General features: G+C 59.8%; 18 protein-coding genes and 2 pseudogenes. 11 read left to right on the forward strand and 9 right to left on the reverse strand.

Features of this window, described 5'->3' with window-relative positions; genetic code table 11:
• Positions 1–133 precede the first annotated feature (133 nt).
• From virD4 to AC0L18_RS10180, 3 genes are all read right to left on the reverse strand, one after another.
• Positions 134–1,825, reverse strand: coding sequence for a type IV secretion system ATPase VirD4 (gene virD4, locus AC0L18_RS10170; RefSeq protein ID WP_473491994.1), 1,692 nt, complete (start codon positions 1,823–1,825; stop codon positions 134–136).
• A gap of 247 nt (positions 1,826–2,072) precedes the next feature.
• Entirely contained in the window at positions 2,073–2,942 is an 870-nt protein-coding gene (locus tag AC0L18_RS10175) for a hypothetical protein (RefSeq protein ID WP_473491995.1), read from the reverse strand.
• 197 nt (positions 2,943–3,139) lie between these two features.
• Positions 3,140–3,361: a hypothetical protein gene (locus tag AC0L18_RS10180; RefSeq protein ID WP_473491996.1), complete on the reverse strand. Its 222-nt coding sequence runs from the start codon at positions 3,359–3,361 to the stop codon at positions 3,140–3,142.
• A gap of 2,577 nt (positions 3,362–5,938) precedes the next feature.
• Between AC0L18_RS10180 and AC0L18_RS10185 the strand changes: the two genes are divergently transcribed.
• The 6 genes and pseudogenes from AC0L18_RS10185 (at position 5,939) to AC0L18_RS10210 (ending at position 8,394) form a co-directional block, all read left to right on the forward strand.
• A complete protein-coding gene (locus tag AC0L18_RS10185; protein ID WP_473491998.1) occupies positions 5,939–6,457 on the forward strand; it encodes a hypothetical protein in 519 nt (172 codons plus the stop codon).
• Entirely contained in the window at positions 6,382–7,050 is a 669-nt protein-coding gene (locus AC0L18_RS10190; RefSeq protein ID WP_473492068.1) for a molybdopterin cofactor-binding domain-containing protein, read from the forward strand. Before AC0L18_RS10185 ends, AC0L18_RS10190 begins: the two co-directional genes overlap by 76 nt.
• Positions 7,051–7,083: 33 nt before the next feature.
• Positions 7,084–7,473, forward strand: a complete 390-nt coding sequence (locus tag AC0L18_RS10195; protein WP_473491999.1) for a hypothetical protein — start codon at positions 7,084–7,086, stop codon at positions 7,471–7,473.
• A pseudogene (locus AC0L18_RS10200) lies at positions 7,470–7,532 on the forward strand (hypothetical protein); the annotation flags it as partial. The gene AC0L18_RS10195 and the pseudogene AC0L18_RS10200, both read left to right, overlap by 4 nt.
• 47 nt (positions 7,533–7,579) lie before the next feature.
• Positions 7,580–7,852: a hypothetical protein gene (locus AC0L18_RS10205; protein WP_473492078.1), complete on the forward strand. Its 273-nt coding sequence runs from the start codon at positions 7,580–7,582 to the stop codon at positions 7,850–7,852.
• Between the two features lie 23 nt (positions 7,853–7,875).
• The gene (locus tag AC0L18_RS10210) at positions 7,876–8,394 is read left to right on the forward strand and encodes a (2Fe-2S)-binding protein (protein WP_473492000.1); all 519 of its coding nucleotides are present in this window, start codon (positions 7,876–7,878) and stop codon (positions 8,392–8,394) included.
• Between the two features lie 250 nt (positions 8,395–8,644).
• Here AC0L18_RS10210 and AC0L18_RS10215 read toward each other — a convergent pair whose 3' ends face one another.
• From AC0L18_RS10215 to AC0L18_RS10225, 3 genes are all read right to left on the reverse strand, one after another.
• Positions 8,645–9,241 carry a DUF6088 family protein gene (locus AC0L18_RS10215; RefSeq protein WP_473492002.1) on the reverse strand — a complete coding sequence of 199 codons (597 nt, stop codon included), beginning with the start codon at positions 9,239–9,241 and terminating at the stop codon, positions 8,645–8,647.
• A 108-nt stretch (positions 9,242–9,349) separates the two neighbouring features.
• On the reverse strand, positions 9,350–9,565 hold the full coding sequence (locus AC0L18_RS10220) for a hypothetical protein (RefSeq protein ID WP_473492004.1): 216 nt from the start codon (positions 9,563–9,565) through the stop codon (positions 9,350–9,352).
• 78 nt (positions 9,566–9,643) lie between these two features.
• Positions 9,644–9,988: a hypothetical protein gene (locus AC0L18_RS10225; protein WP_473492006.1), complete on the reverse strand. Its 345-nt coding sequence runs from the start codon at positions 9,986–9,988 to the stop codon at positions 9,644–9,646.
• Between the two features lie 478 nt (positions 9,989–10,466).
• Between AC0L18_RS10225 and AC0L18_RS10230 the strand changes: the two genes are divergently transcribed.
• Entirely contained in the window at positions 10,467–11,030 is a 564-nt protein-coding gene (locus AC0L18_RS10230) for a helix-turn-helix domain-containing protein (protein WP_473492007.1), read from the forward strand.
• 383 nt (positions 11,031–11,413) lie between these two features.
• Here AC0L18_RS10230 and AC0L18_RS10235 read toward each other — a convergent pair whose 3' ends face one another.
• Entirely contained in the window at positions 11,414–11,707 is a 294-nt protein-coding gene (locus AC0L18_RS10235; protein ID WP_473492008.1) for a hypothetical protein, read from the reverse strand.
• Positions 11,708–12,320: 613 nt separating this feature from the next.
• Between AC0L18_RS10235 and AC0L18_RS10240 the strand changes: the two genes are divergently transcribed.
• The 4 genes and pseudogenes from AC0L18_RS10240 to AC0L18_RS10255 all read left to right on the forward strand — a co-directional run.
• Positions 12,321–13,229, forward strand: a complete 909-nt coding sequence (locus AC0L18_RS10240) for a BRCT domain-containing protein (RefSeq protein WP_473492009.1) — start codon at positions 12,321–12,323, stop codon at positions 13,227–13,229.
• A 632-nt stretch (positions 13,230–13,861) separates the two neighbouring features.
• Positions 13,862–14,161 carry a hypothetical protein gene (locus AC0L18_RS10245; protein WP_473492010.1) on the forward strand — a complete coding sequence of 100 codons (300 nt, stop codon included), beginning with the start codon at positions 13,862–13,864 and terminating at the stop codon, positions 14,159–14,161.
• The gene (locus tag AC0L18_RS10250; RefSeq protein ID WP_473492011.1) at positions 14,158–14,589 is read left to right on the forward strand and encodes a PIN domain-containing protein; all 432 of its coding nucleotides are present in this window, start codon (positions 14,158–14,160) and stop codon (positions 14,587–14,589) included. Before AC0L18_RS10245 ends, AC0L18_RS10250 begins: the two co-directional genes overlap by 4 nt.
• Positions 14,590–14,625: 36 nt before the next feature.
• A pseudogene (locus AC0L18_RS10255) lies at positions 14,626–14,967 on the forward strand (DUF5131 family protein); the annotation flags it as partial.
• 545 nt (positions 14,968–15,512) lie between these two features.
• Here the strand turns inward: AC0L18_RS10255 and AC0L18_RS10260 are convergent.
• On the reverse strand, positions 15,513–16,382 hold the full coding sequence (locus tag AC0L18_RS10260) for a nucleotidyl transferase AbiEii/AbiGii toxin family protein (protein ID WP_473492012.1): 870 nt from the start codon (positions 16,380–16,382) through the stop codon (positions 15,513–15,515).
• Complete coding sequence (locus tag AC0L18_RS10265; protein ID WP_473492013.1) at positions 16,375–16,992, reverse strand: type IV toxin-antitoxin system AbiEi family antitoxin domain-containing protein; 618 nt, start codon at positions 16,990–16,992, stop codon at positions 16,375–16,377. The genes AC0L18_RS10260 and AC0L18_RS10265 overlap by 8 nt, the downstream gene beginning before the upstream one ends.
• Between the last annotated feature and the right edge of the window lie 73 nt (positions 16,993–17,065).

The following is a 17,065-nucleotide window of genomic DNA, read 5'->3' on the forward strand; positions in this document are numbered from 1 at the left end:
CTGCCGTGGATTCTCGCGGCGACTCTTCCGCATGTCGAGTCGATCCGGAGGATTTGGAGATGCAAATTCCCATAGCCGTTCACCTGTAGTGGAGTTTCTGATCGCCGAGGGACGGGATACGCGAGACGGGCGCTTAACCGTCAGTGTCATCTGGATGAGCTTCCATCAAGGGTGGCGGCTCCGGGAGGGCGCCTGTCTGGCTTTCGAAGATGCGTTTAAGGATGCGGTCCGAAAAATATCGCACCTTCCTCAATTGCAATGGTGGCAGGCCTTTGATGAGAACAATCTCGTAGTTTTCATCGAGCAGCCGAACCTGTTCGGGACGCAACAGCGGTGCACCTTGATGCGAATTCTGAATGTTCCAATCGAACGTTCGCGCCTGGCTGTAGGAAATCGACTTGGCTTCAAACGTGTATTCACCGATGGCTTTGGAAATGTAGGTTGGGGTCTCGTCATCGGCAGTGGCCATAAACACTTGCAGGCCGGTATTGCTCAGAAAATTCTGCTTGCCAGCCTCTCCATAAGCCCCCGTCAGTGCCGAAAGGCTTTGGATGATGAGCATGAAACGCCCCTTGTAGCCCGCGATAGTCGTAATTGCGGTCTCGATCGCCTCCAGCTTACCCAAGTGCTTGAACTCGTCGAGCAGAAAGAGAACCTCGTTCTTTTCATCTTGGCGGGGCAGCGACCGCTGTAGAATTGAAACGATTTGCTGAAAGAACAGGCGTATCAAAGGCGCGATCACCTCAAGGTCGTTCGGACCGACGCACAGATAGATGCACGTTCTGCGACGGCGAAGATCATAGACCGAAAAGTCCGAGCGACTTGTAGCTGCCTTTACAGCCGGATCCGCCCACAGATTGAGCCCGCCATCGCCGAGGACGGACGTGTAGGAGGTCAGGATTTTTGTATCGTTCCCCGCCATGTCGTCGAAGATGCGTTGTGCCTCTTTGTTCCGGGTCTCCATGGCGAGTTGCGCGAAGAGCTTGAACTTCTCCCCCGGCTGGGCGAAGAGGTCATAGACGGCGCCGATTGTTGGCGTGCCCCGCTCGATGCAGGCAAGGATCCCCGCGACAAAGATATCTCGCGCGCCGCTGACGAAACCTTCCGCGCCCTCCCCCTTGGCCGTGATCAGGTTTGCGGCCAAGCGGCGGGCTTCGGTGAATTGCAGCTGTGGAGGCAGCGCTATAAGATCCAACAGCGGATTATAGCAATTCGTGCGCCGCTCCGAATCCAGCGGCGCAAATTTGAACACCTCGTCGCCCGCGGCCTGGCGCGCCCTCGAGGTGAGCTCAAAGAGCTCCCCCTTGACGTCGAGAGCTATCACTGAGCCTTTGAATGTAAGTAGCGTTGGAATGACTATGCCGACGCCCTTACCAGCACGGGTCGGTGCAACGACAAGGCTGTGAGGCTGCTCGCCATTGGTCAGGTAGTAGCCAGGCCAGAAAGGGCCACTCGTCTTCCCAAATACCGGGCCTGTCACGCCACGGTATCGTCGCAGATATCCCGTGCGTCGCATTTCATCCACTCGAGCCCAACGAGCCGTCCCGTGGTGTTCGAGCTTGCGGCGTAATACAATTCGCTGAATCAGCAAGACGACCGCGGACGTCGAGAGCAAGATAGCTGCGCCCCGATAGAAGACGGGGGTTGCGAAACCCAGATAGAAGGGCGTCTCAAACCAAAAGGCACGGACGTCAAACGTCATCAAAGCCTCGCCGCTACCCCCGTGGCGGAACGTTGCGTACAGACTTGCCGCGCAGAAGCCCAAGGCGAGCGAGCACGCGATGCTAATGGCTATGTTTGGGGGCGTCGTTTTTGTTGAAGGCATTGTTCCATTGCCGGATTAGCCGTAGCTAATGCTGCGCTTTTCTCAGACACTGAACCGACGTCGCGCGATGTCGCCGCTCGACAGATCGATGCCGCAACGGGTGGTGCGATGCTTGCATCGCACCACCCGGAAGACGTGGTTTTTGAAAGTTACACTAAGCAGGTACGTCAACGGCCAGCGAATTGGAAACGGCAAGGCCGTGAACGGGATTCGGGAGAGAAAACGTCACTGTACCATGGCCGAGACCTCAACGGCCCGAGCGATCTCTGCTTCTAGTGGCCTCCATTAGGCCCTCTCGGGCGTGATTGTAGGAGCGGCTTATGGATTGCCCGACTTGAGCACCCCGCTGCAGCTGTTCATAGGAGGTTTGCGCGCCTACTGTATCCCGGACTGCAGCCTCAAGACCTGCTATGTGGCCGTCCAGATTCGCAGTCCGTTCCTCTGCTGCATGTTGCGGCGGAGGCATGTTCTGCAACAGGCCATGCAGGTCGGGAAGTGAGCTAGCTTGCGCTTGTTGATTTGCGTCTAACTGGTGATACGCGGCGACAATAGCATTTTGTGCGGTCGCCTTGACCATGTGGTCCTGATGAGGATCAGCAGCCAATTCAATGGCCTGCTCAAAAATGCGAGATTTATTTTGATCATTAAACTTGCTGAAGTTTTGCGCCACAAACATAACTCCAAGCGCTTGCTCCATTGGGTCCATGTTGCCAATGCGATTAACAAGAGCAGTCTGCTTCTGGGGCCCTAGAAAATGGCCTACATTACTAGCCGCTCTGACTTGGAGCAATGCTACATCATCCGAGTTGAACCCCAATCCGGCTGTCAATTTCTCGGCCAGATCGATGGCTGATCGTCCGAGCTGATTAGCCCGCCGTTCAAATGTCGCGAGGTCAGTTTCTGGCCCGGGTTGAGTGCCCCGAACGGCTGTTCGCTCGTGCGTCCCGAGGGCTTTGAAGCCCCCAAGATTTCGCGCTGTGTCGCGCGGGTTAGCGGTTACTAGCCGTTCTGCAACATCGCTCAATGGCCCCTCTGGAACGTCACGGAGGGTACTGCGTTTCCCCACGCCTTGGGATGAACTTGCAGCTGCGCGTGCCCGTTCATTGTCGCGATCCATTCCTCGGCCTCCAAAGTCGTTTCTCTACCCTATGAGATTAGCACCGAAGCTTGATCTGCTAAACCAATATGGTGTTACAGTTGTAGTCTCGCAGAGGGTTCCCAAGAGCCCGTCTAAGCCAAAGAAAATACGATGAAGCTGACATCAAATGCGATGAGTGGGGTTCTGCCTGATGGCATGAATGGCACGCCGACGGCCTACTCCTTCCGGTCCTTGCAAGAGCCCGGCATGATGTTCCCCCGCAGCAGCTTCTCCTTTGAGCGCAGGCTTGCATGCTCGAGGGTTTCGATGACGGCCATCGCCCACTCCGGCTGATCAGCCGCGGCCGAGCTGTCCTGCTTGCTTGGCAAGGAAATCAGTCGCGACCTGATCGGCAATTTGAGCAGGGCCGCGCTAATAGCATCGCTGTACCATGCCACCACCAAGGCATTCCTGCTGCAGGTCGGTGGCTTCCCGACCCAACCGGCGCCAGGCGAGGAGCAAAGGTCCGACTAGGAAAATCGCGCGCGGGCGGGCCGCACGGTCGCGCAATGCCGCCCCGTCCTTCACCCGGCCGTGTGTCGTCTATGAGTGCCGCGGTCGTCAGCACCAGCCGGTGGCGAGCCAACCGCCGCCTGGGCGACGCGACGTCTTCAATGCCTTTGTTCCGGGGTTTTCTCAACGCAGGCGCGCCATCGACTAACTTGCTTGGCTGCAATCCCCTCGCCTTCCGCGCCCCTGGACGGTGCAGGACTCACAGAAACCTTCAATCCCCAAAGACGGTCGGTTTCTCGCGCTCGTATCCGGGGCCAACTGTGGATGCTCCTACGATCGGGTCAAAAGAGTTCGATGGATGAGGGTGTAAGTGGCGCCGACGCGCTCTGCTTGTCAGACGCCATTGGTATTACCCGCGGGAATGCAGCCATCCTGACACCATGCCTGTTTTTCAACGTATCGCGTCTTTGCCGAGGCCCCCGCGCCTCGTCGCCGAGTCAGCTCTGGCTTGCGTGGTCCCGACCGAAGATCTCAAGCCTATGGCCAGCCAGAACGACAGTGTCGACTTTGCAACAATGTCAGAGGTCCGGCTGACACGGGCGGCCCACAACCGTGCAGTTGAAAGCTTTTCTCCTTTGGCACGCTTGGTGCAGCAGATGATCCTCAAACGTTGCGCGGAACCGCGATACACCGACCGGGGAATCCCAGGAATGAACATGACAGGCATCATTGCGTCGGTCGCTGTCGACTTTGTCTGGCTGCCAGCGGTTGGAAAAAATGGACGTAGGCCTGATATCGCTAGAGGTCGATCCTACAAAGCGGCATTTCACGTCCTGGGCGAACCCGATGCGGAGAGCACCATGGCTGTCAGGTTTTTCACGTGTGAAAGCCTGGGATGCGGTTCGAACTTTGTTCGACCGCAACCTATGGGAACAGGGAGCCGATCTGCAGCCAAAGCCAAGGGACAGTGACCGAGATCTACCACGATCACTGCAACATCGACGAGATCGTTGGATCATCAGGCACGGTTGAGGACACCACCTATGATGGGAGCATCGACAGCGGCGATGGGTAGGCAAGCCTGCTTAGCGACGAACATCAGGTTGCTACTTCGAAGGAGCCTCTCACATCGAAGGCATCGTAGAGCCGGCCAGAGTTGCCTCTCGCCTGAAGCAGAGGCGCGCCCAAACCATTGTTGCTGTGCAGGTGTTTGCAGGCCTGTGCGATTTAGGAGACCGCGCGTCAATGAAGTGGATCAGCTTGCTTCTGCTGAGCGCATTCAGGCTCGGACCTGAGTTCCTCAAGATGAGAGTGGTTCGATCCGTCACTGACTCTAGGGCGGGGGGCTTGTTGAGCCGGTGCCGGACCGAACCGTCTAGGGCAACGCCGGCTATGTCGTCGGATTGTGTGGCATCCCCGTGGCCAAACCGTGGCGGTAATGTGTCGCAGATTCACCGTTTCCAACACGCGCATTGCAAACGTGACTGGACGTTTGGGGAAGCGCGTAGCGCTGCTGGGTGTGGCGGGAGCTCTGCAGGCGGGAGGTACCATGGCTGTGAAAATAGCCGCCGGATAACGGTGGCCCGGATGCAGGAAGGGAAAATTCACAATGTGATTCCGCGGGGCGCCGGGCGACTCACCAACTCACGCCGGTCGGCGTCGCGCACCAGATCGAGATCGACCATCTCCTCTCGGAAAGGCTCACAACAGAGCATGGGTGTAGCAGGACATTCGCATCCGAGGCAGAAGTCATGCGCTTAGAGCGGGCTGATGCAAAAGCCCCCGCGATTTTCATGATCTGGCAAGGCCGTTCCGTTTGTCGGGGATGCCGGAATGACGGAACGGCCCCGAGTCGGGACAATACAGATGAGGCGAGCCGGACGAGAGTGGGGTCGGGCTATGGGCCGTTGGGGGAGACGGCATGAGCGGCAGGGTTTCGCGGTGCCAGTTCATCGCAGCGGCGGCTGGCGCGGGGATCGCGGTCAAGATCGGCTTTATGGGCCGGCCATCACCGGCTGGGCCCATTGCCAATTCGCCCGGCCGTTCGCCAAACTGGATCGGACCGGACGGTCGGCCGCGCTTTCGGATGGACGCCACGGCCAAGGTCACCGGGGACAAGCCTTCACCCGCGATTTTTGCGCCCGTGACATAGCGGGCTGGCCGCAGGAACAGAGCCACGCGTTCCTGATCCGCGGCACCCGGGCCGACGCCGCGTTCGACGGGCTGGACCTCTCACCGCTGGGCGAATATCTCAGGCCCGACCGATTGATAGTCGGCGAAGACCTTGTGCGCGATGGTCTCGCGCCTCCGGAAACGACGGCTCCCGGCTTTTATGGCGACATGTTCCTGGTGCCGAAGGGACGCATTCCGCGCCTGCTCGGTCAGCCGGTCGCGCTCTTGATCTACAAGGATTTCGCGCGGTTCGACGCGACCAAGCGGCTGGTCCGTTTCGCCAAGAGTCTCGTGCGCTGGGGCGCGGTCGGCGGCTACGACACGCCGCCCATTACGGCGCCAGCCGGTTCGTGCGCATCGGCGGCGCGACATCGGATGAAACCGCTCCGCTCGAAGGCACCGCCATCTACGGAAGTTTCGAGCGCGATCGGGTCGTCTGGCCGAAGCCGGATCAGAGCGGCGATGCCGCGGCCCGCGCCCTGTGGGCGGCGGGCGAGATCGAGCGTGAGATCACGGCAACCGGCGACGACGCATTGGTCCTGAAGCGCAGCTATTTCTCGCAGTCGACCGATGCCTGCGCGATGGAAGCCGACAATGGTAATGCCTGGTTCGAGCCGGGCAGTTCGACCCTGCACGCACTCATCGCGACCCAATCGCCTTATGAGGTGGCGATCTCCACGTTGGAAGTGCTGTCGAAATCGCGGTTCGCGGTGAAGGAGCGCTCGACCTTTCGATCGGTTACACGGTCGGATACGGTAGCAAGGATCATTCCATCTTCCCCTACTACGCTATCCTGGCAGGCCTCTATGGCGACGGGCGGCCGGTGCGTCTTGCCAACGACCGCTTCGAGCAGTTCCAGATGGGGTTGAAGCGCCATGCCTTCTGGATGGAGAATACGCTTGTCGTGGATCGCTCCACGCACGCCTTCCGCATCATGAAAGGCAACTATCGCACGGATGCCGGAGGACGGCGCAACTTCTCGCCAGACGTTGGTAAGGTCGGGGCCGGCGCGGCGCAGAGCATCTATTATCTGCCGAAGAGCGATTTCTCGGTCGAGGTCCGCGCTTCGCGCGCTGTCGATGCCGGCTCGACGCGCGGGTACGGAACGCTGCAGACCATGGCCGCGACCGAGATGATGGTCGATGAAGCGGCCGAACTGCTCGGCATCGATCCGATCGAGCTTCGCCTCAAGAACGCGTTCAAGACCGGCATGAAGAACTCGCAGGGCGCCATTGCCGGCGAGGCGCTAAGGACCGAGGAGATCCTGAAGCGGGTCCGTGCCCATCCGTTGTGGAGGGATCGCGACGCGAACAAAGCCGCGTTTGAAGCTGCCAATCCGGGTAAGCGCTATGGCATCGGTTTCGCGCAGGTGCAGAAGAATTACGGCACCGGAGCCGAGGCAGCGGTGACCACACTGTCATTCGATCCGTCCGGCCGGCTCACCATGCGCCAGAACGGATGATATCGGCACGGGCCTGACCACCTCGCAGGGGTAATGGTCGACGACATCATCGGCCGGGTGCCGCACGACTGCGCCTTCGGGATCGTCGACTGGCCCGAGATGCCTCTCGTCTCCGCCGAGGAGCCCTATGCGACGCCGCAGGACAGGGAGGACGCGCTGGCACGAAATCCGCGCTGGACGCCCTCGTTTATTTCACCGATGAGCGCCTCAAATAGCGCCTATTTCGTCGGCCACGCCACGCGGACGGCGGCGCGGGCGCTGCTGCGCCTGTCGCTCTGGCCGGCTGCGGTCGCGCTCTGGTCGAGTGGACCGGTCGGCGGGCGGGCGGGGCCGCTCGCTGTCGACATGGCGGACGTGCGAATCGCAGATCGGGCGTGGCGACGATTGCCGAAATCGCAGTGGACACCGCCTCAGGCGACGTGAAGCTCCTTGCACATCATTCCATTCTCGAATGCGGCACTCAAATCGTGCCGGAAGTCGTCTCGGGTCAGCTCCAAGGCGGGCTTGCTATGGGCGTCGGCCACGCCCTATGGAGGAATTGCCGCTCTATGAGGACGGTCCCGGCGACGGGACGTGGAACTGGAACCGGTATCGCCTGCCGCATGCCAGGGATGTCGCGGTCTGGACACAGATATCGGAGGTGTTGGCGCCGCTTTCCGAAATCGACCCACCAAAGGGAATGGCCGAGGTCGTAATGATCGCGATCGTTCCGGCCATCGTCAATGCCGTCAACCACGCCATCGGCAAGCGTTTTTATCAGACACTGATCACGCCAGAGAAGATTTTGCAGGCCCTGCCGTGACCGTTGCCACGCGACCACTTTCGATGACGGTCAACAATCGCAAGGTCGGTCCTGTCGACGTACCTGACGATCTGATGATGATCGACTTCCTGCACGAATATCTCAACCTCACGGGCTCGCGGCTTGGCTGCGGCAAAGGCATCTGCCACGCCTGCGCGATCATTCTCGATGGGCCGGAAGGAAATTCTAGCGAGACGCGGAGCTGCATCACCGGAGCGCATTTCTTCGAGGGCAAGTCCGTCCGCACCATCGAAGCGCATGCCGAACGCGACGCGAACGGCGATGTCGTCCGGCTCTCGGCGATTCAGCAGGCCTTCGCCGAACGTTTTTCGTTCCAGTGCGGCTATTGCACGCCGGGCTTTGTCACCGGTGCAACCGTGCTGGTTGAGCGTCTCAAAGAGAAGCCGGTCCACAGGGCGGATGTCGAACGCACGATCGAGCAGGCGCTTGCGCCGCACATTTGTCGTTGCACCGGTTATGTCCGTTACTATGAGGCGGTCCGTCACGTGATCCTGAGCACGCCCGGCCTGGTACAGGGCTGAGGTCCGGCGACGAGGCGTTCCTGGATATTTGGCCTGCGGCAACGCGTCAGGTGGACGTGCAGCCAATGCGGGCGGTCTGTTTCCGGCACCTGGGCCTGCCCTCTTTGCTTGCCGCGATACGGTCAAATAATTCTCGTCCGTGCCTGCGCTTACGCGGCACGCCTCGCAAGAATATGCGGCTCGCGTCCCAATGTTGCCCAAGCGGCCAGAAGCGCGTCTCTTTCCTGGCCCGTTTCAATCGAAGAACGATTCACCGCTCATTTTCCGCCTTCGAGATCGCCGCATGGACCCAAGCTGGCACTTTCGCCTTGAGGGCGAGTACGCGAGTCCATTCCTCGGGTGTCAGTCTGTTCTTGAGCAATTTCGCGTAGTGGACACCGTTAGATCGGCCAAGGTGCGCGATTGCCCGGATGGCTTCGCCCGACCTGTTCATTGGCAGGCTCGTGATCCAGGCAGGCGCGTGCTTCAGGCGTATTGTGCGGCGGCCAAGTTTCAGCTTCTTCGACTTTCCGGTCGTGAGAAAGACTGTTTGAACCGGAACTTGTGTCGTCAGGCCGAGCCGGTTCGCCGCCGTAGCACCGGTATTGACGACCTTCTCCCCTGACAAGGAAGCGTACGACTTCACGACGGCTTCCGCTTCCGGCAGCACATATCCATACGGCGTCTTCCTGGAGGGCGTGTACATTCCTCTGTAGACGCGCGCCAGTTCGCCCTTTTTCGCAAGTCTGCTGAGAGCTTGATCGGCTGCCGCACGGTTTCCAGAGCCAACGAATTCCTTCGAAGTGAGCAAAGCACCTTCCTTGGCTCTTTTCGCACGCATTTGAACCGCTCGCGTGACCTCTTCCATGGCATTACCTCCTGTCAGAGAGAAGATTCGAGTTTCTGACCGAATTGGCTCTTATGATATTGATTGCAAAGAAACAGTTCAAGATGGGGCTATGGCCCAATCTGGGCGCTATATCCCACCCAAATTATGACGCGGCCTGCCTGTCCAAACCGGACGTCTGGCATTGAGCTTTTGGAACGGGATCAGGCTGCCGCAGGTCTTCGAGCCTTCCTGCGTGGACGAATGAGGATCCCGGGTAAGGCGACTGCCGAAGATCGCTGGATCATTGCCGCCTTCGCCCGGAACTTCAGGCTCGACGAGGTTGCCGATGATCGGCAGCTCCATGTCGGGGCCGCGGCTCAAGGTTTTTTTGGAATCAAATCGCGACCATCTTACGGCCGCACCAAGTCGAAATCGGCCAATTCAGAATCCGAGCTTCAGCGTCGGATCCACAGTTCCCCGTGTTTTCCTGAAGGTCTCGGCGAAGTCGTCTTCCAAAGCCACATTGGCCAACGCAAATTCGACGAGCTCGGCATCAGATGTCAATCCGGTTCGAGCTTTGGCCATCTTAATGAGATCAGCGCTCACCCGTCCCGCAATCCTGCCGTCCTTCTCAGCGCGCAGGCCGGATTCTTCCGCCCTCTGCAGGACGGCGTTAATCCTGGCCAAGCGACGCATCTGCAATTTCTCAGCCAGTTTGGGAAGGGTTCTCGTTCGCTTGCCCACGGATTCTTGGCCGCCACGCATACGTACAGCTGTCTTCGTCATCTGGATTTCCGCAGGTTCCGTTTAACAAAAATCGATTTTAGACAACATAGCAGGCAAGGTGTTTTTTCAAATACCCAAAAATAAAACGGGTGTTGGCAGCCGGAGTTGCGTTGCTGAAGCTCTCCGAAGGGAGGGATGCCACGGCTGCAACCGACCCGTTGGCGGGGTCCACTCGGAGCACCAGGTCGTAGGCGCTCCCGGGCCAAGCTCGCAGCGGGAGTTTTCACCTCGTCCGAGCGGCCCGGCAGCGCCAAGTTGGCACGATTCGGGAGTGCTAGCACAGCGCCAATTCGAAGACCGGTGCGGCCTTGACCCTCGCCAGCACCTGACATACTTTCTATAAGCAATTTGCGTAGGGAACGCGTGTGCAGCCCGATGATATCGAACTCATTGTGGACGCTGAAATTTCGGGGACCCATGCCTCCTCTTTGATGTCGTCACGCCCGATGGCGTGCTTCAGCTATTGGGGGACGTGGAGATGGGCAGCAACCATCTTGTTGTCCGTGACCTAAGAAGCTTAATGTCGACTACATCGAAGTTCATGGAGCGGTTCGGACAACGGGTGCGAACCCGGGACGTCGTCCAGGTGTCGTCAGGCTCTCCCGTCCGGCTGAGCCTCAGCTTTCTACACGGCGCGAATACTCCTGAGGCTGCTAGGGTTCTCGTCAGGAGACAGCTGCCGCTGAGGACGGCCCATGCGGTCCTCACGGAGATGGTCGATCAGGGCAAGGCGTTCGTGACTGTTCCTTGCGTCGACGACCTGCGGGCACTGAAGGACGAACTCTCGTCCGCAGGAGTGATCGCGAAGGTTCATGCGCCGCGGCCGATAAGCGTTCGCGAAGTTCGGGATAGCACCAAGCTGTCCCGGGAGGCGTTCGCCGTGAGGTATGGCCTCGATCTGGCAACGCTTCGAAACTGGGAGCAAGGTCGCTCGGAACCGGATGCAGCGGCGAATACTCTGCTTTGGACCATCGCCCGGAATCCGGAGGCAGTCGAAAAATCGCTCGACATGGAGGACGAAGTGGCGGCGCCGTCTCCCTAGTAATCTAAGTCTGGGGAGAGGCCGTCGGAACGGCCACTCCATCGCGCGGCTACTCGGCATGCCAATGAACTCTAACCCGACCGCGCTTTGCTCCATCGTGGGCATATCCCAATCAGATCCGCAAACTGCAGCACGACCTGTCGAGACGCACGGAGCACGCCCTGGAGGCGGGCCTGCGCCTTCGCGCGAAGACGGCCAAGCATCTCCAGTCCCTTAGCCAGAACCGGAATATCTCGTCACCGCTACGGCCCGGAACTGGCCGCCACCGCCTCCTAGATAAACCGGCTCACCGCCACCCTTGAAGAGATGGCGGCAAAGGTCACTGCATTGATCGCGCGGCGCGCGAGATTGCAGCAGGCAGATCCAGCTGCCTCCTGGGAGGTTCACGGCCGGGATTCAGCGGCCTCCTCGTCTGCTGCGACAGCTAGTCCGATGACATGATGCACCGCGAACACATCGACGAGGTACGCAGCCTCGTCCCGGGAAATAGGCAACATGTCTGCCGTGATTTCATTATCGATATAGGACGCGGCGTCCCATAGGGTGCGAGTCAGCTTCTCGTTGGCCGGCTCAATCCGCTCAATGACCCTTTCGAACGCGGCGTTGGCGGCCTCGATAAGCAAGTTACGGTCGGCCCCGGCGATTGGCAGGGACGCAATAACGGCATGGGAATCCATGACGAACGTTTCCTTCTGGAGTGGCGGTCTCTTGCCTCAGCATTTTCGGTCGCCATGCCGACGCTGGTTCTTGCTGGCGTGGCTCGTCGAAGCGCCAGGCGCCACCTTGTGCTCACATGCGCAGCCGCAGGATACGCGAGAATTCGGCAGATGCAATCAAAGGTGACAAGCACGGCAGCGCCAGGGACAGAACAGTGTCGGCATAGTGGGCGAAAGGCGGTCTCCGAGCTTTAGGTTCCCGCACGAAGCGGCCTGGAACCCAAGCCTGATTCCCGGAGCCGCCGTCGCGCGTTCCGTCAAGCGCAGGCGCGCGCACTCCGCAAGGGCTTGAGCGGAGCGTCCCTTGAGGACGAGCACGGCTGCGCGAGGGACAGAGCGCGTCGGAGGCGGACCGGGTTCAGGCGGCCTGATCCTTGGTGAGTCCAGAGCGTCTTCTTTGGTCGGCCGCTCGGCGAAACGCTGTCCCTGGGGGTGGCAACCTGGCCCTACCATTTCGAAAGCAAGGAGCTAAGGGGATTAAGCCTTCCGGTTTCGCCACGCCTTGTCTAGTCGGCGGATAGATGAGTGTTGTGATGTCTGCTACAATCGAAAAGTAGCGTCGAGGGGGGCGACAATGGTTGAAGTGTTCCGCGGAAGGAGCGGTAAACTCGAACACGAAGGGGCCGCGCGCGGCAGAGTCCATGCGCAGGCAAATCACCGCAAGGCGTTGGGGTACTGGCTCGGGTTCTTGAAGGGCGTGATGGCCAGCGAGCGGGTCGAGCGGGCGGAGATGCCGCCACTCAGGGTCGAAGCTGAGCAGTTCCTGTCCCTTCTTCACGACGATGATGCTGCCGAGCTCATCCGCGATCTGGACATTTGGGGTAACGCGCCCGAAGAGATCTACGCCGTCCTTGAAACGATAATCGGCATACGCTCACGGGAGTTTGTCGCCGCTGACGACAAGGACGAAGTCAACGAGTTCTACGGATTCTGTGCCGGTATCGCCTGCGACAACTCCATCACGCCAGCAGAGGTCGAAAAACTGCTGTCCAGGTTGGACTCGAGTGTGGTCCTGCGCAGAGACAGCCGCGTGGCATCTCTCGGAGAAACTGCCAGAAGGTCTTTTGCTGACGGTCGCATAACCGCCGACGAGGCAGAAGACATATGCGGGTGGATTGCCCGTCTTGTCGGCGACAGCGCGACAGACACGGGGCTGCCTACCTTCGGCAATGTGGGTGTCATTGACGGCGCCTTGGAGGATGCAAGCCAGTTCGTGATTCCGAGCCGGATGTTCGTCCTCACGGGAAAATTCGCCATCGGCCCGCGAAAGGCAGTCGCTGCGATGATTTGCGAACGCGGCGGTGATTGGAAGGACACCGTCTGCGGCCAGACCGACTACCTCATCGTCGCGGCCGAAGCGTCTCGGGACTGGAAGCACAGCCACGAAGGCACGAAGATCATAAGGGCAATGGAGCTTCGCGAAAAGGGAGGTCGGCCGGATCTGGTTCTTGAACCGATGCTGGCCAAAGCGTTGGGTTTCTGACCGCCTCCATCCGGCAAAGGGAAACCCTATTGTCTTGGAGGTGCGGCTTCAGAGCCTAGTCGTCGGAAGCGCGGAGTCTGAACACCTGAGCCTTAGTGAATCCTGATACGGGTCGCTTTTCAAGGCGGGTAGCGGCGGCACCTGGCGCCATCAACCCGCAAAGGATTGGCTGCGAGCATGCCGCCGCTGCGGCTGCGCCTGCGCCGTGATTGCAGCGCTCAGCCCGACACGTCGGGCGGCTGTCAGCGGGGATAGTCCTCCGCTCGGAACAGGAGCCGGATCGATGCCCCTCAACGAAGGCCACGCGGTTGTTTAAACAACATATAACCCATTGAGTTACTGCCAAATGTTTTCTGGCCACGACCTGAGGCGTCAAAAAGTTACGCTTCTATTTTAGGGAAAATCGCCGAAAAAATATGTTTGAGGTTTCGTCAACTATCGGGACCGGTTGGACGATTTTGCACCTGGCGGCCGCCCGTCGGCCTGCTCGACGCTCGTCAAAAAATACCGTCGCACAACCATGCATCCTAGACCGATGCCATCCAACCGCAAGGGAGCACCGCCCGGACTGCCCGCGCCTTGATCAACCCCTGCGTTCTGGTTATATTACTGGAAATATGTCGGAGGCAACTATGGGCAGCTCGCAAAAACGCGCCATTCAAAACTATCGATCTCGCCTCAGCGAGCGCGGCTTGGCGCGCTTCGAAGTGCTTGGCCGCGATGCCGATCGCGACCTTATTCGATCTTTGGCACGCCGCCTGGCCGAAGATGGGCCGGATGCCTCTAGCCTGCGCGCTGCCGTCAGCCGGACCATCGCGGGCGAGCCACCCAAGCCTGGCGGAATCCTCGCCGCCTTGCGTCGTTCTCCACTAGTCGGCGCTGATCTCGATCTTTCCCGCCCCCGTGAAGAGGGACGCAAGATCGACCTGTGACACGCTACCTCCTCGATACCAACATCATCAGCAATGTCGTCAAATCGCAGCCGTCGGAATCGCTTCTGGCATGGATGTCGAGACAGCGTGACGAGGACTTGTTCATCGCCTCGCTGACCGTTGCAGAAATCCTTCGCGGGGTTCTGGAGAAACCTCGTGGCAAGAAACGCGACGCACTCGACAAGTGGTTCTCTGGGCCTGAGGGGCCGCAGGCGCTGTTTGCGGGCCGCATCATGTCGTTCGACGACAAGGCGGGGCTGATCTGGGCTCGGCTGATGGCAGAAGGAAAAGTGGCCGGCATGCCCCGCAGCGGGCTGGACATGATCATCGCCGCTGTCGCTGATGCGAACGAATGCGTGCTGGTGACGGATAACGAAAAAGACTTTGCCGGGCTCGAGGTCGTCAATCCGATACGCGGAGCGGTCTGATGCGGCGGCGGGTCAAGGAATGCTCGGGAGGGCAAGATGGCTGAAACTCAGATAGAGTGGACAGACTCCACTTGGAACCCGGTCGCAGGATGCTCGATCGTTACGGCAGGCTGCACCCATTGTTATGCAATGGAGATGGCCAAACGCCTTGAGGCCATGGGCATCGCGAAATATGCGGGGCTTACCCGTAAAACGGGAAAGCGCACGGTGTGGAATGGCGTGGTGCGGGAAGACCGCGAGGCGCTGGCCATTCCCTACGGATGGAAGAAACCGCGAAAAATCTTTGTAAATTCGATGAGCGACCTCTTTCACGAGGGTGTCAGCGACGAGTTCATCCTCAAGGTCTGGAAGGTCATGCGCGAGGCCGAGCAGATCACTCTCGATGAGGGGCACAAGGTCGAATACGCATCCGACGAGATGGCCGCGATCCAGCGCGTCGAATTCGCCTCGCGCCGGCGAAAAACGAACGATTGGCGCATCTCCCTCCAGATCCCAAAAGACTCCGAGGACACCGCCGATCTGCGAATGGGGAGGCGATCGGTCTGAAGCCGAGAAATAGCGACACACATTGCATTTTGAAAAACGTCTACCGGTTTGTGCCCCCGCCCGGCCCTACGTATGCGCAGCAATCGGACAATCTGCTGTGAGAATCCTGGCCAGGGGCGTGCATCCCAGGGAGGGATCTCGATGAGTATCGCCCAGACAGTTCGACCGGTTCATTTGCGACCGGCCCATCGTCTCGGGTCGTAGCGGCTCTCGCTACGGCCGCCGCGAGCGATACTGGCCTGAACGTTGGACCCGATACGCGCTCTGGAGCAGAGAAGTGAGCTCGATCGGACTTGGGACGTGCTGATGGGGCGTATATCCACTCAGCGCGACCGCCTTGTCCGCTCCCCACAATCCGACAGTGGAAATCAAGCTGCTCATTGGCCCAAGCTCGCTGCTGAGGCTGCCTGGGGCATAAGGAATGCAGCTACATCTCTAATGACGTTCCCAAGATCACCCGGATCGTGAGCGACTTCTCCAACAAACGCGCGCCACTGTCGCTGCTTTTGCGCATCCTCGGCAAAGGCCGACGTCAGCGCATCGGGCAGGTCTTGAGGTATCGCCGTTCCGCGCCGCGCGAAGGTGGCGGCGATCGCTCGTGGCAACCTGTCGTCGTCGAAGGTGAAGGACCGGCTAAGAATCCAGATGTCGTAGAAGTCCTTCATCCTGCTATTCGCCCGCCCCAGCGCCACCATCGCCTGAAATTTCTCGGCAATGACGGTTTCCCGCGCATAAGCCCGCAGCCGGGGCATGGGAAAGTCGAGCATGGAAGGATAGTCCAGCTCTTCGGCACCAGGCTCCAGCGCATCGCCAAAGCCGATGTCGATCGTCAGGCTGACCCGGGCGCCGCTGATCGAGGCCGTCGTCCGCAGCCTGAGCCCACCATACTCCAGTTCCTCGCGAATGCGGTCGACCCGGAGTGCGTCAGCGTCGAACTCGACGCCATCGCTAGCGTCCTGCGCCAGGACCTCCCGAAACGTCGCCAGCATCGGCTCCGCGCTCGGATCGCCAAAACCCAGCAGGTCAAGGTCGCGGGTGCCGCGGTGCGGATCATCGAACCAGCTCATCATCAGCATCGCGCCCTTCAGCACGAAGCGGTCGGCGTGGGGTGACTGGCTAAGCCGGAAAAGCAGCCGCTCGAGGGCGAAGCGGGTCAGAACCAGATCGAGGGTCTGGCCACTTACCTTGGCGAGTTGCAGCAGACGTGCGCGCACTGAGGCGCCGATGTTCTTGATCTCTTTAGCCATTGGCCGTCAGCGCCTCGATATACGGCCGGATGACCGTGGCGACACCGCCACGCTCAGCCTGCCTGGCAATTTCGCCGGGCGTGGCCTTGCGCTGGCGAAGCGCTTCCTGGAGGCCCTCGATCGCCACCGACAGGCCGATCTTGTTGCGATATCGAAAACAGTCCGCGATTGTTTTGACAACCCCAAAGACTTTTACGGTCACGCCCTCGACAACATGAGTTTCGACGCTGTCGTTGAGCAGACTTTCGGTAAAACGCACGATGCGGATGGGTGTGCCGTTGGGTTTGGGAGCCCAGTCCTTCTGGCCGATGGCCAGCCATACCTGTCTCGGAAGCTGATCCGTCAGCTGGTGGAATGCCAGGGCTGACACAAGGCAGACAACGCCTTTGGGTACGCGCTTGGCAGCCTCGGCTAGGCTATGATTAGCGTCGAGCGGCGCATCGGAGAGCTGGTAGAGGCCGCGTGCGAGCCGGAGCACCTCCCCATCCCGTTCCATGCGACTCATCGTGGCCGCTGTTACGCCGGCGTTGCGCAGCTCCGTGAGACGCGCGATTCCGCGCACTGTCAGAAGTGCGTGGGCGATTTGGCGCTGGGGAGAGGGCTCTGGCATTGATACGAAATCTCGGAACTAAGGGGTTACAGTCCGAGGATTTGTATCACTTGTTGAGAATCAATGGAAGCCA

This window comes from Mesorhizobium sp. WSM4819, from assembly GCF_055811215.1.

Excerpts from the sequence above, each read along its gene's own strand:
- AC0L18_RS10265 (WP_473492013.1), bottom strand. The coding sequence starts at position 16,992 with ATGCCAGAGCCCTCTCCCCAGCGCCAAATCGCCCACGCACTTCTGACA.
- AC0L18_RS10205 (WP_473492078.1), top strand. The coding sequence starts at position 7,580 with ATGGAGGAATTGCCGCTCTATGAGGACGGTCCCGGCGACGGGACGTGG.
- AC0L18_RS10215 (WP_473492002.1), bottom strand. The coding sequence starts at position 9,241 with ATGGAAGAGGTCACGCGAGCGGTTCAAATGCGTGCGAAAAGAGCCAAG.
- AC0L18_RS10260 (WP_473492012.1), bottom strand. The coding sequence starts at position 16,382 with ATGGCTAAAGAGATCAAGAACATCGGCGCCTCAGTGCGCGCACGTCTG.
- AC0L18_RS10175 (WP_473491995.1), bottom strand. The coding sequence starts at position 2,942 with ATGGATCGCGACAATGAACGGGCACGCGCAGCTGCAAGTTCATCCCAA.
- AC0L18_RS10245 (WP_473492010.1), top strand. The coding sequence starts at position 13,862 with ATGGGCAGCTCGCAAAAACGCGCCATTCAAAACTATCGATCTCGCCTC.
- AC0L18_RS10195 (WP_473491999.1), top strand. The coding sequence starts at position 7,084 with ATGGTCGACGACATCATCGGCCGGGTGCCGCACGACTGCGCCTTCGGG.
- AC0L18_RS10225 (WP_473492006.1), bottom strand. The coding sequence starts at position 9,988 with ATGACGAAGACAGCTGTACGTATGCGTGGCGGCCAAGAATCCGTGGGC.
- AC0L18_RS10210 (WP_473492000.1), top strand. The coding sequence starts at position 7,876 with ATGACGGTCAACAATCGCAAGGTCGGTCCTGTCGACGTACCTGACGAT.
- virD4 (WP_473491994.1), bottom strand. The coding sequence starts at position 1,825 with ATGCCTTCAACAAAAACGACGCCCCCAAACATAGCCATTAGCATCGCG.
- AC0L18_RS10235 (WP_473492008.1), bottom strand. The coding sequence starts at position 11,707 with ATGGATTCCCATGCCGTTATTGCGTCCCTGCCAATCGCCGGGGCCGAC.
- AC0L18_RS10230 (WP_473492007.1), top strand. The coding sequence starts at position 10,467 with ATGGGCAGCAACCATCTTGTTGTCCGTGACCTAAGAAGCTTAATGTCG.
- AC0L18_RS10220 (WP_473492004.1), bottom strand. The coding sequence starts at position 9,565 with ATGGAGCTGCCGATCATCGGCAACCTCGTCGAGCCTGAAGTTCCGGGC.
- AC0L18_RS10240 (WP_473492009.1), top strand. The coding sequence starts at position 12,321 with ATGGTTGAAGTGTTCCGCGGAAGGAGCGGTAAACTCGAACACGAAGGG.